The following is a 24,833-nucleotide window of genomic DNA, read 5'->3' on the forward strand; positions in this document are numbered from 1 at the left end:
AACCCCGGTGCGCCGCCCATAACAGCACCGTCACGAAAGGCCAGTTGACACCGAACGCGGTATTGCGGACCCCGTGGCCAGGGCGTAGGACTGTCGCACACCGCAGAGCACCACCGCACACCGCGGAGCACGACGAGGCGCAGCGCGATCACGCACCACCGCACGGCACGACGCGAACGGCACGGCAGGGGCGCCGCGGCAGGACGTGACACGGCCCCCTTCGCACCCGGCACGGCAGGCGCAGCGATAAGGGGCTACGGGGATGCGCAGAGGACTCGACCGCACGGCTGTACGCGCCACCACCGCTGTAGCGGCGGCCACGGCGCTCGCCCTGACGCTGGCCGCGTGCGGCAGCGGCGGCGGCACGAAGGACAGCGGCAGTGGTGGCAGCAAGGGCGGCAGCACCGCCCCCACCGTGCAACTCCCCCAGCTCAAGGGCCAGAAGCTGCAGGTCACCGCGGTCTGGACGGGCCCCGAGCGGGAGAACTTCGTCAAGGTGCTGGACGAGTTCGAAAAGCGCACCGGCGCCACGGTCGACTTCGTGCCCAGCGGCGACGACATGGCCGGCTTCATCGGCTCCAAGATCGCCGGCGGCGGGCCGCCGGACGTCGCGATGCTGCAGCAGGTCGGTGTGCTCAACGAGTTCGCCGGGAAGGGCTGGCTCAAGCCGCTCGGTACGGCCGCCAAGGCGCAGCTCGCCAAGAACTACACCAAGGGCTGGCAGGATCTCGGCGCCCACAAGGGCACCCGGTACGGCGTCTACTTCAAGGCCAGCAACAAGTCGCTGGTCTGGTACAACGCCCAGGCGTTCGACAACGCCGGCGCCAAGGAGCCGAAGACCTGGCAGGACTTCCTCAAGACGGCGCAGACGCTCTCCGAATCGGGCGTGGAGCCGGTCTCGGTGGGCGGTTCGGACGGCTGGACGCTGACCGACTGGTTCGAGAACATCTATCTCTCCCAGGCGGGGCCGGAGAAGTACGACCAGCTGGCGCAGCACAAGATCAAGTGGACCGATGCCTCCGTCAAGCAGGCGCTGACCACGCTCGGTCAGCTCTTCGGCCGTAAGGACCTGCTCGCGGGTGGCAACTCCGGTGCGCTGCAGACGGACTTCCCGACCTCGGTGACCCAGACCTTCAGCGGCGACACCCCCAAGGCCGCGATGGTCTCCTCGGCGGACTTCGCGGCGGCCAACATCACCCAGACCAAGGCCAAGGTCGGCACGGACGCCAAGGTCTTCCCGTTCCCCGCGGTGGGCGCCAAGTCCCCGGTGGTGACCGGCGGCGATGTGGCGGTGGCTCTCAAGGACACCAAGGCCTCGCAGGCGTTGCTGACGTTCCTGGCGTCGACGGATGCCGCCAAGATCTGGGCGCAGGCGGGCGGGTTCGTCTCGCCCAACAAGGAGCTCGACCAGGCGGCGTACGCCAACGGTGTGATGCGCGAGATCGCCGGGGCGCTGATCGCGGCGGGCGACGGTTTCCGCTTCGACATGTCCGATCAGGCGCCCGCCTCCTTCGGCGGCAAGCCGGGGCAGGGCGAGTGGAAGGACCTGCAGGACTTCCTGAAGAGCCCCAAGGACATCGCGGGCACCCAGGCGCAGTTGGAGAAGGACGCCGCGAAGTCGTTCGGGCACTGAGCGGCTGCCGCCGACCGCCTCGACCGGGACCGGGGGACCGTCACGATGAGCGCCGTACAGGTCAGCAAGGTCAGTGACAGCAGGGAGCGCGGCCGGCGTGGTGGCGGCAGGCGGCGCGGCCGTGTTCCGGGCACCCGCCCGTGGACCGCCGCGGCGTTTCTGCTGCCGGCGTTGTTGCTGCTCGGCGCGCTGGTCGTCTACCCGATCGTCTTCTCCGTCTACCGCAGCCTGTTCGACGCGTCCGGCAACGGCTTTGTGGGGCTGGGCAATTACGGTGCGATGTTCTCGGACGAGGGCATCCGTACGGCGCTGAGGAACAACATCATCTGGGTCGTGGTGGCGCCGACGGTCTCGACGGTGCTGGGGCTGATCTTCGCGGTGCTGACCGAGCGGATCCGGTGGGGCACCGCCTTCAAGCTGATCGTGTTCATGCCGATGGCGATCTCGATGCTGGCGGCCGGCATCATCTTCCGGCTGGTCTACGACCAGGACCCGGAGCGCGGAGTCGCCGACGCGGTGTGGGTCGGCATCCATGACACGTTCTCCGACCCGGCGCCGTTCCCCGGCGCCAAACCGCGGCCCCGAGCCGCCCTCGTGCCGTCCGGCGGCGGTGCGTTCACCACGCGCTCGGCCGTACGGGCGGGGTCCCCGGTGAATCTGCCGCTGGTCGCCGTCCGGCCGGACGATCTGCGCGGCGCACGGCCCGCGGCGGCCGCCGGGCCCCGGCCGGGCATGGTCACGGGCACCGTGTGGCTGGACTTCACCCGTGGTGGCGGCGGCCGCCCCAATGCCCTCGACGGCAACGAGAAGGCGCTGGCCGGGCTGACGGTGGAGGCGGTCAGGGGCGGCCGGGTGGTCGCCTCGGCGACGACGGCGGCGGACGGGACCTATGCGCTGCCGTCCGGCCGGGCCGACGGCGCCCGGCTCCGGCTGCCCGCGGCCAATTTCGCCGAGGCCTACAACGGCGTCGACTGGCTCGGCCCGGCGCTGGTCACCCCGGCCATCATCGGCTCCTACGTCTGGATGTGGGCCGGTTTCGCGATGGTGCTGATCGCGGCGGGGCTGGCGGGTGTCCCGCGTGAGCTGCTGGAGGCGGCGCGGGTGGACGGCGCGGGCGAGTGGCAGGTCTTCCGCCGGATCACGGTGCCGCTGCTGGCGCCGGTTCTGGTGGTCGTGCTGGTCACTCTCATGATCAATGTGTTGAAGATCTTCGACCTGGTGTACATCATCGCGCCGGGCTCCAGCATCAGATCCGCGAATGTACTGGCGCTCCAGCTCTTCCAGTCGTCGTTCGGTACCGATGTCGACGAGGGCCTGGGCAGCGCGATCGCCGTGTTCCTGCTGCTGCTCGTGCTGCCGGTGATGTACGTCAATCTCCGGCGCATACGGAAGGAGCGTCGCCGATGACGACCGTGGACGGTGTCGTACCGGCCGAGCGCGCCGGGGCTGCCGGTGCCGTACGGGCCAGGCGGCCGCTCGCCGCCCGGATCGTGGCGAGGACCGGCGGCGGTGCGATGCGGATCTCCCTGGTTCTCGTGGCCCTGTTCTGGCTGATGCCGTCGGTGGGGCTGCTGCTGTCCTCGCTGCGCAGCCCGCAGCAGATCGCCGAGTCCGGCTGGTGGCAGGTCTTCAGCAAGCCGGCCCAGATCACCTGGGACAACTACAGCCAGTTGCTGTCCAACGACAAGGTGATGGGCTCGCTGCTGACCACGGCGGCGATCACGGTGCCGGCGACGGTGCTGGTCGTGGTCATCGGCTCGCTGGCCGGTTATGCGTTCGCCTGGATGGACTTTCCCGGCCGGGACGGCTGGTTCATGGTCGTCGTCGGGCTGCTGGTGGTGCCCGTGCAGGTGGCGCTGATCCCGGTGGCCAAGCTGTTCGGTGCGGTCGGGCTCTTCGAGACGACGGCCGGGGTGATCCTCTTCCATACGGCCTTCGGGCTGCCGTTCGCGGTGTTCCTGCTGCGGAACTTCTTCGCCGAGATCCCGCGCGAGCTGCTGGAGGCGGCCCGGCTGGACGGGGCGGGGGAGCTGCGGCTGTTCACCCGCGTGGTGATGCCGCTGGGCGGTCCGGCGATCGCCTCGCTGGGGATCTTCCAGTTCCTGTGGGTGTGGAACGACATGCTGGTCGCGCTGATCTTCGCGGACAGCGGTAATCCGCCGATCACGGTCGCGCTGCAGCAGGAGGTGCGGCAGTTCGGCAACAACATCGATGTGCTGGCGCCCGGCGCTTTTCTGTCGATGGTGGTGCCGCTGATCGTCTTCTTCGCCTTCCAGCGTCAGTTCGTCTCCGGGGTGATGGCCGGCGCGGTGAAGTGAGATCCGCGCGGGGGCCCGCCGGCGCCCGCCTCCGCGCCATCTCCCGTTCATTTTCCTCCCCCTACGATGACGTCACTGCCGTGAAACGCATGGTGCGACCGGGCTTCGTCGTGGAGACTGCCTGGGTGTCGCTCGAACGTCTCTCGAATCGAGTGAGGGCGCCCCGGTCCCCGTGGGGCCGCGCCCCTGCGCAGCGGCCAGGACGCCGGGCGCGTCCATAACTGCAGAGCTAGCAACAACAGCAGACGTATCCCCGCATACCGGGCACATCCACGGCAGACAGCGCCGGCACATACCGCACGTACTCCCCCACGCACGCGTCGTACTCAGCCCTACGTTCCCGACCGTCTGGAGACGGACCGCACATGACTGCCCCCATCGCAGACCAGAGTGCCGAACAGCTCCCGCGCCCTACCCGGCTGTCCGATGTCAAAGGCTGGTTCTTCACCGCCGACCAGTTGCTCTTCGACTGGTTCCTGGCGCACCAGCAGGACCGTTCGGAGCCGGGTGACCTGCTCGAACTGGGCGCTTATATGGGCAAGAGCGCCATCTTCCTCGGTGCGCGGCTGCGCGACGAGGAGCGCTTCACGGTCTGCGACCTCTTCGACTCCCCCGCCGAGGACTCCTCCAACTCCAAGGAGATGAAGAAGTCCTATGCGACGCTGACCCGCCGCGCGTTCGAGGCCAACTACCTCGCCTTCCACGACGAGTTGCCCACCATCGTCCAGGGCCTCAGCTCGGTCGTCAGCGACCATGTCGACGAGGATTCGGTGCGCTTCGCCCATATCGACGCCTCGCATCTGTACGAGCATGTGCACGGCGACATCCTCGCGGTGCGCAAGCTGCTCACCGACCACGGCGTCGTGGTGATGGACGACTACCGTGCCGAACACTGCCCGGGGGTGGCCGCCGCCACCTGGCAGGCCGTCGCGAACGAGGGGCTGCGCCCCATCTGCATCACCGGCACCAAGTTCTACGGAACCTGGGGCGATCCCGAGCCGCTGCAGAAGGCGCTGGTGGAGTGGATCACCTCGCGCGGTGACATCTGGCACGAGGTGCAGTACGTCAACGGCGCCCCGCTGGTCCGGCTGAGCGCGAAGGGCGCCAAGGAGCCCGCGCACCCGGTCTCCCGGCACAAGTCCGCCGCCCGCACTTCGCAGCGGCCGACGGCGCAGTCGCCGAAGGCCTCCGCGGCCCGCCCGGCCGCGCGCCCGCCGGTCCCCTCGCGCAGCACGCTGCGCCGGGTCGCCCTGGACGTGCTGCCGCCGGTCGTCACCCGCGCCCTGGTGAAGGCCCGCAAGCGGGCCCGTACGCGCTGAGGCACCCGGCGCGGGCCGGGGCGCGCCACTCCGCCCCGGCCCGCGCGCTGCCGCGCCCGGGGCGGTCCGGCGCCGGAGGAGCCGGTGACACGTCCTAGCGGGGCACCTGCCCCACCAGGACGAACGCGTTGGACCGCAGCAGCATCCCGGCCGGCCGCGGCAGCGGGTGGGAGTAGCTACGCCGTACGACCAGGCCGGCGGACTCGGCGAAGGCGCGCAGCAGGGCGAAGTCGGTGAAGCGCACCGGCGTGGGGCCGGCCCGGTGTCCCGCCTCCTGCGCGGTGATCAGCAGCACCCCGCCACCCGGCCGTACGTACCGGACGTAGGCCCGCAGCAGGCCCTCGACCTGCTCGTCGTCCAGATGCTCCAGGACATGCGCGGTCAGCAGGGCGTCGAAGGCGCCGGGCCGGGCATGCGGGCTCGTGAGGAAGGTGTCCGCCGTGTAGGCGGTCAGTCCGCGCTGCCGGCAGTGCGCCACGGACTGCGGGTCGTGGTCCACCCCGACGCTGCCGCGCGCGCAGTCGGCGAGCGTGTCGCCGGCCCCGCAGCCGATTTCCAGCACCCGGCCGCTGCCGATCCGCCGCAGCTGGCTGCGGTACGGGGACCGGGCGGGCAGCAGCCGCGCCGGGCCGCCGCGTCCCCGGTCGGCCGGCAGCCGCGCGGTGGAGGCGGCGGGCGCGGTACCCGTGGGGCGCGCGGGCCGGGCGGTCCGGGTGTCGCTGCCGGGCGGCCCGGCGTCGGGGCTGTCGGTGGCGGCGGAGCTGTCGGTTCGGCCGGGCATCGGGACGCGGTCACCTTCCCTGGGGAAACACGGCGTGGGGCGCCGTAAAGCTGTGCAACGGGTCTACGGCATCGGACACGGCCCTGGCGCTGCGGCGCGCCGAATTCGCGCACCGCGCGTCATCATGCACACACGTACTGCCGATGCGGCCTCTCACCCTTTCAGCGCAGATCCGGTGACCGTGCCGCCGCGGGCGAGTTGAACGGACCGGTCCTGTGCATCGCCCGTCCGGAAAGGCTTGGTCCGCGTATGAAGCCTCGGCTCACCGTCGTCGTCCCGGTCCATCGCATCGAGGGGTCCGAGCGGAATGTGGAGGAGTGCCTGGAGTCGGTCGCGGCTCAGACGCTGACCGATCTGGATGTGGTGATGGTCGATGACGGCCCGCCAGCGGACGGGAGCGCCGCCGCCGCGGAGGGCACTCCCGCCGCGCTCGCCCGCCGTTTCGCCGAGCGTGACCCACGGTTCCGCATCGTCCACCATCCCGGGGGCGATCCGGCTCCCGGCTGCGGCGCGCTCCGCAACGCCGGTGCCCGGCACGCCTATCCGCACACCGGCTATCTGGCCTTCCTCGACGCCGACGATGTGCTGCTGCCGCGCGCGTACGAGGACCTGGTCGGCCTGCTGGACCGGTCCGGCGCGGACCTGGCGACCGGCAACGTCTACCGGCTCGGTGCGGCAGGCCGCAGCCAGTCCGCGCACCATCCGGCCGCCCGTGCCACCGCGCTGCGCACCCACCTCGGCGAAGACCTCGGCCTGCTGTCCGACCACTTCGCCCGCAACAAGGTCTTCCGCCGCGCCTTCTGGGACAAGCATCGGTTCGCCTTCCCCGAGGGCGAGTTGTGCCACGACGCGGCGGTGACGCTGCCCGCGCTCTTTCTCGCCGGGGCGATCGACGTCCTGCAGGAGCACGTCTGTTACTGGCGGCTGCCGGAAGGGCCCGACCGCCACCGGCGACTCGATGCCCGGGGCGTGCGGGACCGGTTCGCGGCGGTGGCCGGCATCCGGCGCTTCCTCGCCGACCCGGCCCACGCCCGGCTGCGCGTCCATCAGCGCGACTACGACCGCTCGCAGCTCACCGACGGGCTGCTCGATCTGGTCGACGCGCTGCCGGGAGCCTCGCCGGAGTGCCGGACGGCGTTCCTGGACTGCGCCCGCGACTTCCTCTCCGGTGTCGATCCGCGGCTGTTCCCCACGCTGCCCGTCGAGCTGCGGATGCGCTGGTATCTGATCCGCACCGGGCGCCTGGCCGACCTGCTCACCCTGCTCACCCACGAGGCCCGCAACCCGGCCGGGTTCACCGTCGCCGGGCCGCCGCTGCGCAAGCGCGCGGTGCTGCCGCTGACGCCACCGCTGGAGCTGCCGCCGGGGGTGACCCGGCTGGACCGCGCCGACTTCCCCGTACGGGCCCGGGTCCGGGAAGCGGTGTGGCGGAACGGCGTGCTGGTGCTGCGCGGCTACGCCTACATCCGGAATCTGGACGCGGCGCACCGGCACAGCTACCTCAGGACGGCGGTGCTGTCGTGCGGGCGGCGCCGGATCCTGCTGCCGCTGCGGGCGGCGGCGATGCCGGAGGCGACCGCCGAGTCCGGTCAGGAGCTGCACTGTTACGACTGGTCGGGCTTCGAGCTGCGGCTCGATCCGGCCCGGCTGCGCAAAGGCGGGCGCTGGGAGGAGGCCGACTGGTCGGTCGGGGTGCTGCTGGCGTCGGCGGGCGTGGTGCGGGCCGCGGCGCTGCAGGCCGCGGAGACCGGCTCCGGCGCCGCTCCGGGTACCCATGAGCGGTCCGGGGACGGCACGGACGGCGGGGTACGGATCACGCCCCGGTACCCGGACGGGCGGCTGCGGCTGTCGGTGGTCCGCCCGGCCCGGCGGCTGACCGGCCACCATGCGGCGGCGGCCGGCGCCCTGGACCTGACCGTCACCACACCGGGACCACCGCCCGCCGCGCTGCGGCTGACCCACCAGGGGACCGGCACGGTGGTGTCGTTCCCGGTGGAGACGGAGCCTTCTGCGGGGTCGGGCACGGGCGCAGGGACGCAGACAGAGGCGGGGCCGCGGGAGGCCGGCGAGGCGTCCGGCCCCGCGTCCCCGCCGCTCACCTTCCGTATCCGTCTCGACGCGCTGGCCGCCGCCCGGCCCTCCCGGGACGGCGCGCCACGGGCGATCCCGCCGGCGCACACCGAGAGCTGGGCGCCCGAGGTGGTACTGCCCGACGGCGGCACCGACCCGATCGCCTGCGGCCCCGGGCTCGCGCCCGTCGCCTATCCGCTCCCGCACGGCCGCGAGCTGGTCGTGGCGGCCGGCCCGGCCGGGAACCTCGTCCTGCACGACCGCACCCCGCAGCCGTACCTGGACCGGGCGATGTGGCGCGCCGACGGCACCCTGCTGGTGGCGGGCGGGCTGCCGGACGCCGCGCCGCACGCCACCGAACTGGTCCTCAAACACGGGGAGCACGACGCCGAGCTGGCCTTCCCCACCACCCACGACGACGGCCGGTTCCACGGCGCGCTGCCGCTGGGCGCGCTGCCGTCGCTCGCCGGCCCGCTGCCGCTGCGCGAGGGCCGCTGGACACTGCATCTGCGCGAGCAGGGTGCGCCCGGCTCCGCGCTGGACGCCCCGGTCCGCTGCACCCCGTCCCTCCTCGACGGGCTGCCGGCCGCCCGTACGGTCCGCGGTAAGCCGCTGACCCTGGACCGGCACCGGCACGACGAGACGCTCGTGGTGGCGGGACCCGCGCTGCCCGCCACCGACCGCGGCCCCTACCGCCGCCGGATGCTGCGCGAACAGCACTACTCGCTGCACCGCTCCCGTCCGCTGCGCGACACCGTCCTCTACAGCAGCTTCGGCGGCCGCGCGTACGGGGATTCGCCGCGTGCGGTGCACGAGGAACTGGTGCGTCGGGGCATGGACGTGGAGCATCTGTGGGCGGTCCGCGATGCGCAGACCGCGGTGCCGGAGACGGCCCGTGCGGTGCTGGTGGGCAGCGCCGAATGGCACGGCGCGCTGGCGCACAGCCGCTGGGTGGTCACCAACACCCATCTGCCCCGCTGGTTCACCCGGCGCGGCGGGCAGCGCATCATCCAGACCTGGCACGGCACCCCGCTCAAGCGGATCGGCGCCGATCTGGCCGGGACGCTGTGCGCGGGGCTGGCCCATCTGGCGCCGCGGCCGCGGGTCAGCCGGCAGTGGAGTGTGCTGCTGTCGCCCAATGCGCACAGCACCCCGGTGCTGCGCTCCGCGCTCGGCTACTCCGGCCGGCTGCTGGAGACCGGGCTGCCGCGCACCGACGCCTTCTTCGCCGCCGACCGCGACCGGACCGCGGCCGCGGTCCGCGAGCGGCTGGGCATCGAGCCCGGCCGGAAAGTGGTGCTGTACGCGCCGACACCGCGCGACGATCTGGCCTACGACGCGGGCCACCACCGGCTGCATCTGCCGCTCGACCTGGAGCTGGCACGGCAGGAACTGGCGGACGACCACGTCCTCCTGGTCCGCAGCCATCCGCTGGTCGCCGACCGGCTGCCCGCCCATCACGCCCCCTTCGCCCTCGATGTCTCCGCCCACCCGGACGCCACCGAGCTGCTGCTGGCCTCGGACGTGCTGGTCACCGACTACTCGTCGCTGGCCGCCGACTTCGCCAACACCGGGCGCCCGATGCTGTTTCTGACGCCCGATCTGCCGCACTACCGCGACACCCTGCGCGGCTTCACCCTCGACTTCGAGGCCCGGGTGCCGGGCCCGCTGCTCACCTCGACGGGTGAACTGATCGACGCGCTGGGCGACTTGGAGGCGATCGCCGCGGCAGGCGCGGACGCGTACGCGGATTTCCGGGAAGCCTTCTGCCACCGGGACGACGGAGGTGCGGCGGGCCGGGTCGCGGATCTGATGGAGGGGTGAGCGGGGCCGGCCCGCCGCAAGGTGGTGGCGTGCGGATCGGCATCGTGCGGCACTCGCGTCGTTACAGCATGTGCAGGCGCTCTTACGGGCCTGCACACCCCGAGCCCCGGCTCCCGCCGGGTAAGAAGACGGCAAGAGGGCGGGAAAAGCGGAGCGGGGGGTGCAACCGCTCGACGGGATTCGCCCTCTGAACCATCAGAAATGGGTTCGGACCCCGCTCGCGCCAAGAGATGCTGTCGACACGAAATGTAGATTCAGTGACTGTGAAAGAAGCCCTCGATCCGCTGACGGGGCCCACCATCACGCCATCCGCGCAGGTCAGCATCGTCGTCATCGCCTTCAACGATGCCGGCCATGTCTGCGATGCGGTGCGCTCCGCACTCGCGCAGGGGCCCCCCGGCGAAACGGTCACCGAAGTGATCGCGGTGAACGACGCCTCCACCGACGGCACCGGCGCCGCCCTGGACGCCCTCGCCCACACCGAACCGCGCCTCCGGGTGATCCACCGCGACAAGAACAGCGGCGGCTGCGGCACCCCGCGCAACGACGGTCTGCGCGCCGCCACCGGACGCTTCGTGATGTTCCTCGACAGCGACGATGTGCTGCCTCCGGGCGCGGCCCGGGCGCTGCTGGCCGCCGCTCTGGAGCATGACGCCCCGGTCGCGGCCGGCGCCTGCGTACGCCGTGAGCTGCCCGCGCACCGCGATGTCCCCTGGCAGCCGGGCCTCTACCGCGAGCCGGCCGTCCACAGTTCCCCCGAATCCAGCCCCCAGCTGGTCCGGGACACGCTGTGCGTCAACAAGCTCTACGAGCGGGCGTTCCTCGACAGGCACGCCATCACCTTCCCCGAGGGCCGCTTCACCTACGAGGACTTCGTGTTCACCGCGCGGGTGCTGGCCGCCGCCCCCCGCGTGGCGACGATCCCCGACCGGGTCTACGTCTGGCATGTGCGCCGCTCGGCCGCCCGGCAGTCGATCTCGCTGGACCGCAAGGACGTCGCCAACTGGCAGGCGCGGATCGCGGCGCACCGCGCCAGCGTGCAGATCTTCCAGGACGCCGGGCACAAGGCGCTGGCGCACGCCGCGGACACCAAGTTCCTCGACCACGATCTGCGGATGTACGTCCGCGAGCTGCACACCCGCGGCGCCGACTACCGCGCCGAGTGGTGGCGGCTGACCCGCGACTATCTGGCCGGCTTCGACGAGGGCGATCTGCGCGCGGCCCGTGCCCCGGCCCGTTGGCTGGCCCGGGTCGTGCTGGCCTCGCCGGCCCCGCGGGACCTGGAACGGCTGACCCAGCTGGCGGCCCGGCCCGGCCGGCTGCTGCCGCCGTACGCGGAGGCCGACGGCCGCGCGGTGTGGTCCAAGGACCTGCCCGAGGTCGAGCTGGACGCGCTCGGCACCAAGCCGATGCACCGGCTGCCGGTGACCATAGACGCGGAACCGACGGCCGGCGGCCCCGGTGTGCTGCGGCTGCGGGTGCACGATCTGTACGGGCGGCTGGCCGCTTCGGGGCCGGAGAGCATCGATATCGAGCTGCGGCGCCGCCGGGACGACCGGCGCGGCCCGGTCCACACCGCGGCCCTCACCCCGGCTCCGGCCGTCGGCGGGTCCCAGGCCTGCTGGACCGCCGAGGTCGTACTGGATCTCGCGGCGCTGGCCGAGCGCGGCGGGCGGCACTCCGCCGACCCCGAGCCCTGGGACCTGATGGCACAGGTCAGCTGCGCGGACGGGGCCGGTTTCCGGGCCGCGCTGCGGGCCTTGGGGCCGGGGCTGCGCCGCCGGGTGCTGCCCAGCCGCCGCCATGCCGTGCTGCTGGTGCAGCCGTATGCGACGACCGGCGGCGCCCTGTCACTGCGGGTCGCCTCCGGCCTGCGCAGCGTATGGCGGATCGCCGCCCGGCGGCTGCGCGGCTGAGCCGCCCCGGGCCCGCTCCCCGCACTCTTCGACCCCGACCTAGGATTGGCGCTATGTCTTACTTGATCACGGGTGGTGCCGGCTACATCGGCGCCCATGTCGTACGGGCCCTGCGTCAGGCGGGCGAGACGGTCGTGGTGCTCGACGATCTGACGACGGGCGTGGCCGCCCGGATCCCCGAGGACGTCCCCCTCGTCGTCGGCTCCACGCTCGACCGCGGGCTGCTCGATGCCACCCTCGCCGAGCACGGTGTCACCGATGTCGTGCATCTGGCCGCCAAGAAGCAGGTCGGCGAGTCCGTCGAGATGCCGCTGCACTACTACCGCGAGAATGTGCACGGTCTGCAGACGCTGCTGGAGGCGATGGCCACAGGCGGTGTCGGCCGGCTGGTGTTCTCCTCCTCGGCCGCGGTCTACGGCATGCCGGATGTCGAGCTGGTCACCGAGGAGACCCCCTGCACACCGATCAACCCGTACGGCGAGACCAAGCTCGTCGGCGAGTGGATGGCCCGTGCGGCGGGCAAGGCGCACGGCATCAGCACCGCCTGTCTGCGCTACTTCAACGTCGCCGGGACGGCCGCCCCTGAGCTGGCCGACACCGGGGTGTACAACATCGTCCCGATGGTCTTCGAGAAGCTCACCGAGGGCGCCGCACCGCTCATCTTCGGCGATGACTACGACACCCCCGACGGCACCTGCATCCGCGACTACATCCATGTCGCCGATCTCGCCGAGGCCCATGTGGCGGCCGCCCGCAAGCTCGCCGAGCCGGGTCCGGTGCGCGATCTGACGCTGAACATCGGGCGCGGCGAGGGCATTTCGGTGCGCGAGATGGTCGACCTGATCACCGAGATCACCGGGCACCGGGGCGTCACCGCCGAGGTCACCCCGCGTCGTGCGGGCGACCCGGCCCGGGTGGTCGCGGCCGCCGACCGGATCACCGCGGAGCTGGGCTGGAAGGCCCGCCACGATGTGCGCGACATGATCACCTCGGCGTGGGCGGGCTGGCAGCACCACCGCCCGCAGGCCTGAGCGCGGGCCGCGCCGCGCGCGTACGCGGGTGCCCGGCGGGGATCCGGGGCGCGGGTCAGGTCAGCGGGTGCGACGTCCGGCCCGAAGCCTCGTCGATTTCGTCATGGGCCTTGGTCAGCAGAGTCATCGCCAGTTCGTTGAGCGCTCTGGCTCCCGCGACCTCCTCGCCGACCCTCGGCTGGTTGGAGTCGACGGGGTGGCGGCTGGCGTATCCGTGGGCCCGTACCTCGCTCCCGTCGGGAAGCCGTACGAGGGCGGCGGCGCGGGTGCGGTGGGCGTCTTCCTCGAATTCCATCTCGACATGCCATCCGACGGTCGTCTGCAGCATCACGATCACCTCCGGGGGCCCCTGTTACCAGCGTGCGCCTGCCGGGCGGCCGGCGCACGATGTGCCCCGGCCCGGCACGGCCGCGCCCGGGGCGGACCTCCCGCTGGAGGCCCGCCCCGGGCGCGCTCACGCCGGCCGGTCCCCTACCGCTCCAGGGTGATCGAGTTGATCGGCGTGAGGTCCTTGTCGATGTAGTTGTTGGCCGGGAGGTAGCCCTGGCACCCCGTGCCGTTGTAACCCGTGCAGGTCCGCATGGTCGCGCCGCCGGACTGGTTGTTGTAAATGCGGTGCGTCCCGACCTGGTTGCTGAGGTTGTGGGCCCCATAGCTGTAGTAGAAGAGCGACGGGTGGCCGCCGTTCCATCCGGCGTTCTGCGGGTAGATGCAGACCGCCCCGTAGGGACAGCCCTGGACGGTGCCTCCCGCGGCTGCTGCGGTTCCGGCCGTGCCGACCACCACGCCCGCCGGGACGACAAGCGCCGCGACGGCCATGGCCGCCATTCCGGCTCGCTTCAATACGGACATGAGTTGCTCCCCCTTGGTCAAGCGGCCCCGCGAGATGAAGGTCGCGGGTGCACCCCTACGGGTGCCTGATGGTTGGTCAGCCTGTTCCAGCGGGGCGGATCGCACAATGGTTTTCGGCGGTGGCCGAACGGGCCGGTCCCGGCGTCAGCCGCGCGAGCGGCGCAGCAGCGTCTTCGCGGAACGGGCGCCGGGCACGGTCAGGGTCAGCGGTGTCCGCCCGCCGGCCGTCCGGACCGGCAGTTCGCGGCGGAGCGGGCCCGCGGTCACCCGCAGGGCCACCCGCCAGGTGCCCGGGGGGCCGCTGCGCAGCACGGAGCGCACGGTGTAGTGGTCGCCGGCGCCCCGTTCGGCCGTGGTGCGCAGCGCCACCGTGCGCGTCGCGTCGTAGAGGACCAGCCGCAGCTCGGCGTCCACGGGGCAGCCGGGCAGGGTGAGGCGCGCGGTGAGGGTGGCCCGCCCGGAGCGGGTGCAGTCCGCCGCGCCGCGCAGATCGTCGCCGAGCGGCCGGCGTGCCCCGTCGCGGTCCAGGTCGAGGTGGAGATGGCCGTGCGGCCGGGAGAGGAAGAGCGCGGCGACGGCCGGGCCGGCCGGGCCCCGTCCCACGATCCGCGGCGCGAACTCGTCCCCGTCCGCCCCGCCCTCCGGGACCAGCCAGGCCTCGCGGCACAAGGCGGGCCCCGCCGCATCCGCTCCGCCGTACGCGGTGACCGCGATCTTGAGGCCCCAGGTGCCGTCGGGCAGCGGCCCGCCGTCCGCCGCGGTCGCCGGGTCGACGGCGGCCTGCCACGCGCCGTCCGCGTACCGGGCCGGGACCCGGTGGGTGGCGCCGCTGCGGTGCAGCAGGATCTCGACGGTGTCGCCGCCGAGCGGGGGAAGGGCGGCGGTGCCCCGCAGATGCAGTACGCCGCCCGCCCAGCTCCGGCGGAGCAGCCGCTGGCGCAGTATCACGCGGTCGGTGAGGTCGTAGCAGGCGTCGGGGACGGCGTGCTGCGGGTCGCGGAAGCAGGGGTAGCCGGCGTACACCCGGCCGTTGTCGTCGAGGTGCGGCGGGTCCGGCTGCCGCTCGGTGTCGGCCCGGACGACGGCGGTCAGCTCCTCGTCGAGCCCGGCGCGCAGACAGTGGGCGCGCAGCCGGAGTCCGGGCGGCAGGGCGGCCTGCACCCGGTCGGTGAGGTAGCGCGCGACGAGGGGGCGGGCGGCGGCGGCCATCCGTTGCCGGCCGGCCGGGTCGCGGGCGAGGTAGGCGGCCCCGAAGGGCATGAGTATCTCGCCGTGGAAGTGCCGGACCAGCAGTTTGTCGCGCTGTTCGCCGGGCGGGACCTCGGCCGCGACGCCGTCGAGGACGGTGGCGATGTAGTCGAGGTACTCGCACCAGTCGATGTCCTGACGGCTGGCGTTGCTGTTGTCGTCGCGTCCGTGCAGGTAGTAGCAGTCGTGGTCGGCGAGGACGGAGACGACCTCGGCGCGCAGCAGGGCGGCGATACCGAACGGCAGGTCCTCGGCCAGCAGCCGGCCCTCGACGAAGCGCAGCCGGTGCTTTTCGAGGAAGGCGCGGCGGAAGAGCTTGTAGGCGGCCAGCGACCAGTAGACGGGGGAGTCGAAGACGGAGACCTGTTCACTGGTGGTGCGCAGGTCGACGGGGGCGGCGCGGCCGTCGGCGCCGACGATCCGGCCGCAGACGACGTCCGAGCCGCACTGCTGGGCCATGCGTGTGAGCCCGAGCAGCGCCTCGGGGCCGAGCCGGTCGTCGGAGTCGAGGAAGAAGACGTAGTCGCCGGTGGCACGGTCCAGCCCGGCGTTGCGCGGCTTGCCCGCGCCGCCCGAGGCCTCCTGGCGCAGCACGGTCAGGTTGGGGTGCCGGCGGGCCTGTTCGGCCAGCCATTCCGCGCTGCCGTCGGTGGACCCGTCGTCGACCGCGATCACCTCGATCCGGCGCTGGTCCAGCGTCTGGGCGAAGACCGAGCCGAGGCTGCGGTCGAGGTAACGCCGGGTGTTGTGCACCGGCACGATCACGGAGACGGTCGGTGTCGTCATGGCGTCCGCCCCGGCGGAAGCCGCGGTCACGAGGTCGTCAGGGACGGGCACCGTGCCCTCCGTTCTTTCAGCAATCCCTCGACATACCCGGCGTCCCAGCCGGATAAAAGGGACTACGTAGACATATAACGTTGGGTGAACGTTCGCCGATCGTGGAGGAGTGCCGGTGGCTCCGACGCCCGCCACCCCACAAGAGGCGGTCCGGCCCCTGGAGGTTGCCCGGCCCCTTCCCGGAAGTGAACGCCCGGCCGCGGCGCGCCGGACCCGCGGGCGGCTGACGGCGCCCTCGCTCGCGGCGGCGCTGTCCATGGGGGCGTACTGCCTCGCGCTCGCCCTTTACGGCAGCTACCCCTTCGGCCCGCGCTCACGCGCCGTCAATGACCTGGGCAATCAGTTCGTGCCGTTCCACGCCCGGCTGTGGGACCTGATGCACGGCACCGCCGGCGGCGACCTGTTCTTCAACTGGAGCAGCGGCTACGGCGTCCCGTTCCTCGCCGACTTCTTCACCTACCTGATGAACCCGTTCTCCTGGCTCGTCGGGCTCTTCCCCCGCGCGCTGGCCGATCTGCCGGTCTTCCTGGTCACCCTGCTCAGCATCGGCCTGGGCGCCGCCCTGATGACCGTCTTCCTGGGCCGGCTGCGGCAGGGCTCCGGGCTGCTGCGGGCGCTGCTGTCGGTGGGCTACGGGCTGTGCGCCTGGGTGCTGAACGACGGTTTCGCCGACCCGATGTGGATGTGGGGCCTGGTGGCACTGCCGCTGCTCGGGATCGCCGCGGACTGGTGTCTGCGCCGCACCCGCTGGGTGGCCGGCACCCTGCTGGTCGCCCTCGCCTGGGCGGGCAACTTCTATACGGCCGCGATGGCGACCCTGGCGATGGCGCTGGTGCTGGTGATGCGGCTGCTGACGGCCCCCCGGATGCCGTGGCGTGACCGGCTGCACGCGCTGGCCCGCGCCGTCTCGATGGCGCTGACCGGCATCCTGCTGGCCGCGCCCGTGCTGACCGTCACCCTCCAGGCCGGCCGGGCCGCCCAGCCCGCCCCCGCGATGTCCTACGACGACCCGCCGACGCTGCTCTACCAGATGGCGCAGCTGCTGCCGGGCGGCCACGGCGAGGCCCCGGTCCCCAACATCTCCATCGGGGTCCCCGGGCTGCTGCTGGTGGCCGCCTTCCCGTTCGTGCGCGCCGTACCGCTCCGGATGCGCCTCGGCTGGTACGCCCTGGCGACGGCCGTCGCCGCCTCCTTCACCTGGGAGCCGACGATCCTGCTGTGGCACGGTTTCGCGCTGCCCAACGGAAGCCCGTACCGCGCCGCCTTCGTCCTCAGCGGCATCCTCGTGATGATCTCCTGGCTCGCCCTGGCGCACCGCCCGCGGCCCCGCGAACTGGCCGCGGGCGCCGCGCTGGTCGCGCTGCTGGCCTGGCTCTGCCGCGACGAGGGCGCGGTCGGCACCGCCACCTGGATCCTGGTGGCCGGCGGCGGCGCGCCGACCCTCCTGGGACTGGCCGCGCTCACCGTGCCGCACACCTCCCGTACCCGTGCCGCCGTCCGCGCCGTGCTGACCGGCACGGTCCTGCTCGGCTCGGCGTACACGGCGCTCTCCGTGACCGAGGCACGGGACGAGATCGCCTGGTTCCAGCCCAAGATCACGCTGGCCGGGCCGGCGCTGACCGCCCGGGACGGGCTGCTCGCCCGCGCCGGCTGGCCGCACACCCGCACCGACCCGGGCCCGCACGAGTTCGCCAACAACGACCCGCTGCTGATCGGCGGCGAGGGCGGCTCGTACTACAGCAGCTTCGTGCCCGCGGTGACCGCCCGCACCCTGCGGGGCCTGGGCGCCGGCTGGTACATGAAGGGCCGTCACACCCTCAGCTTCGAGGACCCGGTGGGCCGGGCGCTCATGGGCGTCGGCAGCTATCTGTCCCCGGTGCCTCAGCGCCGCACCCTGTTCACCCCGCATCCGGCGCGCCCGGCCCCGCTGCTGACCGTACGGAGCACCCTCCCGCGCCCCGCCGGCGAGGAGACCGTGTTCGCCCGCCAGGAGCGGGTGCTGGGCGCCACCGTCTACCAGGTGCCGGCGCTGACACCCACCGCGGGCGCGGCCCCGCTGCCCGAGCGCGGCGGCTGGCTGCTGCCCGCCGTGCGCCGGCCGGCCGCGGACCCGAACGGCGCGGGGACCACCTTCAGCGCACGGTGCACCCCGGGCAGCACCGCCCTCTGGTACGCGCCCTGGTTCTCCGGGGAGGTCAGCGGCCCGGGCGGGCACACCACGGCGATCGGCAGTCATGACGTCACCGCCAACCCGGTGGGCACCCTGGGCCGGGTGCCCGCGGACGGCACGGTGTCGGTGCGCTTCACCGGCCACGGCGCGCAGCACGTCCCCGCGCGGGCGATCGGCTGTCTGTCCGGACGCCAGCTGACGGCGGCGGTGAGCGCGCTGCGCGCCCGGGGCCCGGCGCAACTGACGGCCGACGGCCATCGGCTGACGGCCCGGCTGCGTCCGGGCAGCAGGGGCAGCGCGGTGCTGGCGCTGCCCGCCGTTGCGGGATGGGGCTGTTCGGTGGACGGCGGACCGCTGCACGAACCGCACTCGTTCGGCGGTCTGCTGGCCGTTCCGCTGGGCCGGGGCGCCCGGCGGCTGTCGTGTTCCTATCTGCCGCCGGGCCTGCACACGGGGCTTGCGGCGAGCGGTGCGGCGGCGCTGGCGATCGCCGCGGTGGCCGGCTTCGGTGCCGTCCCCGGTCGGCGGCGCCTTCACGCCACCACGCTATTTACATCGTGACATTCCAACAGATTTGTAGAATTACCCCCAGGGGGCGGTGCCTGAGCCGCCCCCTGAACCCGGCGAAAAGGCCTGCTGATGAAGCTTTCCATCGTCGTCCCCTGCTACAACGAAGAGGCCGTGTTAAGCCGTTTCGACGAGACGGTCCGCGCGGTCCTCGCCGGGCTCGCCGTCGAGTACGAGCTGTGTTACGTGGACGACGGCAGCGCCGACGGCACCCTGGCCCGGCTGCGCGGCCTCGCCCAGCAGCACCGCGGCACCACCCGCTATCTCTCCTTCAGCCGTAACTTCGGCAAGGAGCCCGCCATACTGGCCGGCCTCCGGGCGGCCACCGGCGACGCGGTGATCATCATGGACGCCGATCTGCAGCATCCGCCGGAGCTCATCGAGACGATGCTCGACCTCTACCAGCTCGGCCACGACCAGGTCGTCGCCAAGCGCAACCGGACCGGCGACCGGCGGCTTCGTACCGCGCTGAGCAGGCTCTACTACCGCGCCGTCAACAAGTGGGTCGATGTCGAACTCACCGATGGTGTGGGCGACTTCCGGCTGTTGTCGCGCACGGCCGTGGACGCGCTGCTCTCGCTGCCCGAGTACAACCGCTTCTCCAAGGGCCTGTTCTCCTGGATCGGCTTCGACACCGTCACCTTCGACTACCGCAACGCCGCCCGGGAGGCCGGCGAGACGAAGTGGCACTTCGGCGCACTGGTCAACTACGGCATCGACGGCATGCTCTCCTTCAACTGCCGTCCGCTGCGGCGGGCCATCTACGCCGGGCTCGGCCTGGCCGCGCTCGCCGCCGTCTACACCCTGTGGATCATCGGCGCGGCCGTTGTCGGCGGGGTCACCGCCCCGGGCTATGTGACGCTGGTGGCCATCATCGTGGGCCTGGGCGGGCTGCAGATGGTGATGCTCGGGCTGATCGGCGAGTACATCGGGCGGATCTACTACGAGACCAAGCGGCGGCCGCACTTCCTGGTCAAGGAGAGCAACGCCGCCGTCCCCGCCACGGCACCGGCCCCCGGCCCGGCGGGCGCCGCCACCGCCGGTTCGCAGGCCGGCTGATGCGCGGTCTGCCGACGCCCGGCCCCGGCGGCCAGATCGTGCGCTTCGCCGCCGTCGGCGGGGTCAACACCCTGACGTTCTACGCCTGTTATCTGCCGCTGCACCGCCTGCTGCCGTACTTCGCGGCCTACACAGCCGCCTTTGTGACGAGCATGGTCGGCTCGTTCTTCCTGAACACCTGCTTCACCTACCGCGCCCGCCCGACCTGGACGAAGTTTCTGCTCTTCCCGCTGACGCAGGTCACCAACTACGGGGTGCAGAGCGTGGGGCTGATGGCGCTGGTGGGGTGGTGCGGGGTGAACACCGCGGTGGCGCCGCTGGCGGCGGCGCTGTGCGCGCTCCCGTTCACCTATCTGGTCTCCCGGCGCATTCTGCGCCCGCCCGCCCGGACCGGCCCCTCCGTACGGACCGGCCCCGCCGCCCGGACCGATCCCTCCGCTCAGGCCGACCCGCCGCCGGCCCGCTCCGGCGAACCCGCCTGAGCCCGCCAGCGCCCGAACCGGGCGGTCTGCCCGACCGACATCTGACGCGCCGAGTACAGCCGGCCGTCGAGGCCCAGCGCGACCACCACCGCCCGCCCGACGGCGTCCTGGGCGACACCGGCCGCCGCCGAGTGCGACACCCTGCCCCGCTGCCAGGACCCGGGGCCGTCCTGGGCCATCGCCATCCGTACCTCGCCCGCGTCATCGCGCGCCGCGAGCACCATCCGGTCGCCGCTGCCGACCGTCGCCACCGCCACCCGCCCGTAGCCGCCGACCGCCGCACAGCGCGCCGACACCCGCCAGGTGCCGACCATCCGCTGCCGCTCGGCGATCAGCACCTGGGCGGTGAGCGACCGCCGGAAGACGGCCCGCACCGCGCCGTCGGCCAGCGGGACGACGCTGACCGGGCCGGCCGGCTGCGGCAGCCCGGTGGCCGCGGCCGGCCGCGGCAGGTGCCCGGGCTCCTTGGACACCCAGTGCTGCACGGTCCCTACGGTCGGCGCGACCAGATGGATCAGCCCGTCGGAGTCCACACAGGCATCCAGCCCGTCGACGATCCGCGGTGAGGCGTTCAGGGTGCTGACCGGGCCCTCCAGCCGCTGCCACAGCGACCAGTGCACACCGTGCGGGCCGCTACGGTGGGCCACATTGCCGTCCCAGGTCCGGACGAAGACGTGCACCGTGCCGTCCGGGGTGGCCACCGCGGCGGGGAAGCCGATCTCCAGCGACCGGACCGGGTCCGGGTCCGGGGAGCCCAGCGACTCCCAGCGCGCGAAGACGGGCCCGCCGTCCGGAGCGGTGCCGGTCTGCGGTGCGGTCAGCAGCTCACGGCGATGGGCGACGTTGCGGCCCGGCAGCACGGTGCGGGAGGCGAACAGCTGGAGCGCACCGCCGGGGCGGCGCACCACATGGATCTGACCCTGCAACAGGTCTCCGCCGACCGGCACCGGCGCACCGAAGCTCCCGCTGCCCGGACGGGTCTCCGTCCAGCAGTGCGCCGTCCCGCCCAGCACCGCGAAGGCGGCGAGCCGGCCGTCAGCGGCGGGGCGGATCCAGGCGTTGGAGCCGGGTGCGCGCAGCCGGGTGCTGCGGGTCCAGTTGCGTGAGCCGCCGTTGAGTGCCGAGGCGCCCACCTTGCGGTCGCCGCAGCCGGCCGGGTCGCCGCAGGCGCGGTGGTCGGCCCAGCCGTAGACCGACAGCAGCCGGGCCTTGCGGCGGGCGGTCCCGAGGTCGACGTCATGGGGCAGCACACCGGCCTCGTAGCCGAGGTAGTTCTCCACGATCGGCGGACGGCCGCGGCCCCCGTACGCGGCCAGCGCGGCCTGCGCGAAGTAGGCGGAGGCGGTGTGGTCCTGGTGGTCGTAGTAGCGCAGCCCGGCCAGCCGGGGGTCGCGGTCCGGGGTGGCCGGCGGGCGCTTCCTGGAGTGCACCGCGTTCGGGTCCAGGGTGCGTACGACCGTGGGCCCGACCCGGTCGAGCACCGCCACCAGGGTCTGGGTGACCTGGTCGCGGGTGTAGTGGAACTGCCGCTTCACGGGGGTGCCGGCGGGGCGCAGCGTGGGGAGGGTGCCGGTGGCCCCCAGCCACAGACCGCGCAGACTCGTCGCACGGGCCTGCCAGACGGCCCTGGCCTCCACCAGCTCCAGGAAGATCAACTGGTGCTGCGGGGCGTCGCGCAGTGTCTGGATCTCCACCTCGAAGCCGGGCAGCAGGGAGAGCGCCGCGACGTCCCAGCGGGCGGCCGGGTCGCCGGTGACCATCGCGGCGTGGGCGGCGCGCAGCCCGTTGGCCCGCGCCCGGGAGAAGGCGGCCCGGTTCCTCGGGACGCGGGCGGGGTCGTGGGCGTGCCGGCTGACGTTACGGCCGTCCGCCTCGCCGCCGGTGAGGCAGACGGTGACCGAGCGCGCCCCGCTGCGCAGGGACTGCTCCAGATCGGGGTTCATGAAGTACAGACCGTCATCGGCATGCGCGATGACATGCAGGAAGGACTGGTCCGCCGGATTCGTCAGCGACCGTCCGGAGCCCGCCGGTTCGGCCGTACGGGGAACGTCGTCCGACAGCCAGGCCCATACGCCCGCGCCCGCCGTCGCGGCGAGCACACCGCCACCGGTGGCATGAAGCAGCCGACGGCGGGATACACGGGGCGGACGGGCGGGTGACACGCCCTCAGTATTCGGTCGGCCGGAAGATCCCGCCGCCCGAAAATTCGCCACTTAACCAGATCCGTGATGACGACCACAGAACTTTAAGGTGAAGAACAACAACCTTTTTGGGTGAACAGCGGTCAGAAGGCTGACAATGCAAAGACCCCTTTGAGGCTTTTTTGCGTTCTGTACTCAGCCCGTCACGAGGAGTAGCACCGCATGTCCGAGATAGGCATCGACTCCGTACCACGCTTCAGCATCGTCGTGCCCGTGTACAGAGTGCAGGGCTTCCTGCGCGAGTGCATGGATTCGGTGTTGGCGCAGGATGACGCGGACTTCGAGCTCATCGCCGTCGACGACTGCTCACCCGACCGCAGCGGCGCCATCCTGGACGAGTACGCCGCCCGCGACGACCGCGTCCAGGTCCTGCACCTCCCGGAGAACGTCGGCCTGGGCCAGGCCCGCAACGCCGGTCTGGAGAAGGTCCGCGGAGACTACGTCCTCTTCCTCGACAGCGACGACACCCTCGTCCCCGGCGCGCTCAGCGCCCTGGCCGAGCGGCTGGCCGCCACCGACAACCCCGAGATCCTGATCTTCGACTACTCCCGGACCTACTGGGACGGCTCCACCCGGCGCAATGCGCTCTCCGAGCTGCTCGACGAGTCCGGCGCGCCGTCCTTCCCGCTCGCCGAGCGCCCCCAGCTCCTCGATCTGCTGCAGATCGTCTGGAACAAGGCCTACCGCCGCGACTTCATCGAGGAGCACGGCTTCGCGTTCCCGGAGGGCTACTACGAGGACGCCCCCTGGACGTTCTGCACGCTGATCACCGCACAGCGGATCGCGGTCCTCGACCGGGTCTGTCTGTACTACCGACAGCGCCGGCAGGGCGGCAACATCCTGCGCACCACCAGCCGTAAGCACTTCGACGTCTTCGACCAGTACGCCCGGGTCTTCACCTACCTGGACGCGCACCCCGAACTGTCGCGCTGGCGCCCGGACATGTTCCGCAAGATGGTCGACCACTATCTGACCGTCCTGGACAAGCCCGGCCGGCTCCCGCACAACGCCCAGGCCGAGTTCTTCCACCGCGCCGCCCGCGACTACCGCGTGCGGGTGCCGGCCGGCTTCGTCCGTCCCGGCGGGGTGACCGGCGGCAAGTACGCGCTGCTCGCCAAGGACGTCTACCCGGCGCTGGCCGGCCTCAAGGTCGCCGGCAAGGTGCAGCGCACCGTGCGCAAGCACGCCGGCAAGCGGGTCAGACAGGCCAAGCGCAAGGCCATGGACCTGCGCTACCAGGCGCTGATGCGGCAGCCGCTGGACGAGAACCTCGCGGTCTACTCCGCGTACTGGAACCGGCTGCCGTCCTGCAATCCGCTGGCGATCTACGAGAAGGCCAAGGAGCTGGCGCCGCAGGTGCACGGCGTCTGGGTCGTCAAGAAGCAGCTCGCCGACGCCGGCGAGGTCCCGGCCGGTATCGACTACGTCGTACTGAACTCACCGCGCTACTGGGAGGTGGTGGCCCGCGCCAAGTACCTCGTCAACAACGTCAACTTCGCGGACGGGGTGGTCAAGCGCGAGGGCCAGATCCACCTCCAGACCCACCACGGCACCCCGCTGAAGTCCATGGGCACCGACCAGAAGCGCTATCCGGCCGCGGCCAAGGGCATGAGCTTCCGCAAGCTGCTGGCCCGCGCGGACCGCTGGGACTTCTCGCTCTCCGCCAACCAGCACACCACCGAGCAGTGGGAGCGCGTCTACCCCTGCGGCTTCGCGTCGGTGGACGCCGGATACCCCCGCAACGACGTCTACTACCGGGCCACGGCCCAGGACGTGCGCGACATCCGCGAGCGGCTGGGCATCGCCCCCGGCAAGACGGCCGTGCTGTACGCGCCGACGATGCGCGACTACCAGGTCGGCTATGTCCCGCGGCTCGATCTGGAGAAGATCTCCCGCGAGCTGGGCGAGGACTTCGTGCTGCTGGTGCGCACCCACTACTTCTACGACCAGGACCCCGGCCTCCAGCGGTTGCAGGAGGACGGTGCGCTGATCGACGTCTCCGGCCACCCGGTCGTCGAGGAGCTGTGCCTGGCCGCCGACGCCCTGGTCACCGACTATTCGTCGATCATGTTCGACTACGCCAACCTCGACCGGCCGATCATCAACTACGCCGACGACTGGGACACCTACGTCCGCTCCCGCGGGGTCACCTTCGACCTGCTCTCGGGCCGGCCGGGCGACACCCCGGGCACGATCGCCACCAGCGAGGACGAGCTCATCGAGGCGTTCCGCAGCGGCCGTTGGAACGACGAGCGGGCCGCCGGGCTGCGGACCGCGTTCCGCGCGCGGTTCTGCGCATGGGACGACGGGCACGCCGCCGAGCGGGTGGTGCGCCGGGTCTTCCTCGGCCAGGAGGCGGCCCCGGCCCCGCTGCCGCCGGCGGAGCGCACCGTCGCCCCGTCCCCGCGTGCCGCGGCCGGGGAGTCCGGCCCGGTCGCACTGCCGCTCCAGGGGAACAAGCTGCCCGCCCCGCGGGAGGGCACGCCGTCCGACCAGGAATCGGACATCGGGCTCGCGGGCTGAGC

The 24,833-nt window shown here is 72.5% G+C and carries 16 protein-coding genes; 11 read left to right on the forward strand and 5 right to left on the reverse strand.

Annotation, left to right across the window (positions count from 1 at the left end):
- Positions 1 to 262 precede the first annotated feature (262 nt).
- The 4 genes from ACGFWI_RS20450 (at position 263) to ACGFWI_RS20465 (ending at position 5,270) form a co-directional block, all read left to right on the forward strand.
- Entirely contained in the window at positions 263 to 1,633 is a 1,371-nt protein-coding gene (locus tag ACGFWI_RS20450; protein WP_393907375.1) for an ABC transporter substrate-binding protein, read from the forward strand.
- Between the two features lie 45 nt (positions 1,634 to 1,678).
- The gene (locus ACGFWI_RS20455; RefSeq protein ID WP_393907376.1) at positions 1,679 to 3,040 is read left to right on the forward strand and encodes a carbohydrate ABC transporter permease; all 1,362 of its coding nucleotides are present in this window, start codon (positions 1,679 to 1,681) and stop codon (positions 3,038 to 3,040) included.
- Positions 3,037 to 3,951, forward strand: coding sequence for a carbohydrate ABC transporter permease (locus tag ACGFWI_RS20460; protein WP_393907377.1), 915 nt, complete (start codon positions 3,037 to 3,039; stop codon positions 3,949 to 3,951). The genes ACGFWI_RS20455 and ACGFWI_RS20460 overlap by 4 nt, the downstream gene beginning before the upstream one ends.
- A gap of 365 nt (positions 3,952 to 4,316) precedes the next feature.
- A complete protein-coding gene (locus ACGFWI_RS20465) occupies positions 4,317 to 5,270 on the forward strand; it encodes a class I SAM-dependent methyltransferase (RefSeq protein ID WP_393907378.1) in 954 nt (317 codons plus the stop codon).
- Between the two features lie 94 nt (positions 5,271 to 5,364).
- Here the strand turns inward: ACGFWI_RS20465 and ACGFWI_RS20470 are convergent, their stop codons facing one another.
- On the reverse strand, positions 5,365 to 6,051 hold the full coding sequence (locus tag ACGFWI_RS20470; protein ID WP_393907379.1) for a class I SAM-dependent methyltransferase: 687 nt from the start codon (positions 6,049 to 6,051) through the stop codon (positions 5,365 to 5,367).
- Between the two features lie 249 nt (positions 6,052 to 6,300).
- Here ACGFWI_RS20470 and ACGFWI_RS20475 point away from each other — a divergent pair, with 249 nt between their 5' ends.
- The 3 genes from ACGFWI_RS20475 to galE all read left to right on the forward strand — a co-directional run bounded on the left by ACGFWI_RS20475 (position 6,301) and on the right by galE (position 12,892).
- A complete protein-coding gene (locus tag ACGFWI_RS20475; protein ID WP_393907380.1) occupies positions 6,301 to 9,945 on the forward strand; it encodes a CDP-glycerol glycerophosphotransferase family protein in 3,645 nt (1,214 codons plus the stop codon).
- Between the two features lie 263 nt (positions 9,946 to 10,208).
- Positions 10,209 to 11,861: a glycosyltransferase family 2 protein gene (locus ACGFWI_RS20480; RefSeq protein WP_393907414.1), complete on the forward strand. Its 1,653-nt coding sequence runs from the start codon at positions 10,209 to 10,211 to the stop codon at positions 11,859 to 11,861.
- 53 nt (positions 11,862 to 11,914) lie between these two features.
- Complete coding sequence (gene galE, locus ACGFWI_RS20485) at positions 11,915 to 12,892, forward strand: UDP-glucose 4-epimerase GalE (protein ID WP_393907381.1); 978 nt, start codon at positions 11,915 to 11,917, stop codon at positions 12,890 to 12,892.
- 55 nt (positions 12,893 to 12,947) lie between these two features.
- Here the strand turns inward: galE and ACGFWI_RS20490 are convergent, their stop codons facing one another.
- From ACGFWI_RS20490 to ACGFWI_RS20500, 3 genes are all read right to left on the reverse strand, one after another.
- On the reverse strand, positions 12,948 to 13,220 hold the full coding sequence (locus ACGFWI_RS20490; RefSeq protein WP_393907382.1) for a DUF1876 domain-containing protein: 273 nt from the start codon (positions 13,218 to 13,220) through the stop codon (positions 12,948 to 12,950).
- Between the two features lie 143 nt (positions 13,221 to 13,363).
- The gene (locus ACGFWI_RS20495; protein WP_393907383.1) at positions 13,364 to 13,744 is read right to left on the reverse strand and encodes a hypothetical protein; all 381 of its coding nucleotides are present in this window, start codon (positions 13,742 to 13,744) and stop codon (positions 13,364 to 13,366) included.
- A 144-nt stretch (positions 13,745 to 13,888) separates the two neighbouring features.
- Positions 13,889 to 15,829: a glycosyltransferase gene (locus tag ACGFWI_RS20500; RefSeq protein ID WP_393907384.1), complete on the reverse strand. Its 1,941-nt coding sequence runs from the start codon at positions 15,827 to 15,829 to the stop codon at positions 13,889 to 13,891.
- Positions 15,830 to 15,944: 115 nt separating this feature from the next.
- On the opposite strand from ACGFWI_RS20500, the gene ACGFWI_RS20505 reads away from it, so the two are divergent.
- The 3 genes from ACGFWI_RS20505 (at position 15,945) to ACGFWI_RS20515 (ending at position 20,107) form a co-directional block, all read left to right on the forward strand.
- Complete coding sequence (locus ACGFWI_RS20505; RefSeq protein ID WP_393907385.1) at positions 15,945 to 18,560, forward strand: YfhO family protein; 2,616 nt, start codon at positions 15,945 to 15,947, stop codon at positions 18,558 to 18,560.
- Between the two features lie 78 nt (positions 18,561 to 18,638).
- A complete protein-coding gene (locus ACGFWI_RS20510; RefSeq protein WP_393907386.1) occupies positions 18,639 to 19,625 on the forward strand; it encodes a glycosyltransferase family 2 protein in 987 nt (328 codons plus the stop codon).
- Positions 19,625 to 20,107, forward strand: coding sequence for a GtrA family protein (locus ACGFWI_RS20515; RefSeq protein ID WP_393907387.1), 483 nt, complete (start codon positions 19,625 to 19,627; stop codon positions 20,105 to 20,107). The genes ACGFWI_RS20510 and ACGFWI_RS20515 overlap by 1 nt, the downstream gene beginning before the upstream one ends.
- Here the strand turns inward: ACGFWI_RS20515 and ACGFWI_RS20520 are convergent.
- Positions 20,065 to 22,269, reverse strand: coding sequence for a PIG-L family deacetylase (locus ACGFWI_RS20520; protein ID WP_393907388.1), 2,205 nt, complete (start codon positions 22,267 to 22,269; stop codon positions 20,065 to 20,067). The two genes, ACGFWI_RS20515 and ACGFWI_RS20520, sit on opposite strands and share 43 nt — an antisense overlap.
- A 201-nt stretch (positions 22,270 to 22,470) precedes the next feature.
- Here ACGFWI_RS20520 and ACGFWI_RS20525 point away from each other — a divergent pair, with 201 nt between their 5' ends.
- Positions 22,471 to 24,831, forward strand: coding sequence for a CDP-glycerol glycerophosphotransferase family protein (locus ACGFWI_RS20525; protein WP_393907389.1), 2,361 nt, complete (start codon positions 22,471 to 22,473; stop codon positions 24,829 to 24,831).
- The last annotated feature ends 2 nt before the right edge of the window (positions 24,832 to 24,833 follow it).

Source organism: Streptomyces sp. NPDC048434 (assembly GCF_043200375.1).
GTDB lineage: Bacteria > Actinomycetota > Actinomycetes > Streptomycetales > Streptomycetaceae > Streptomyces.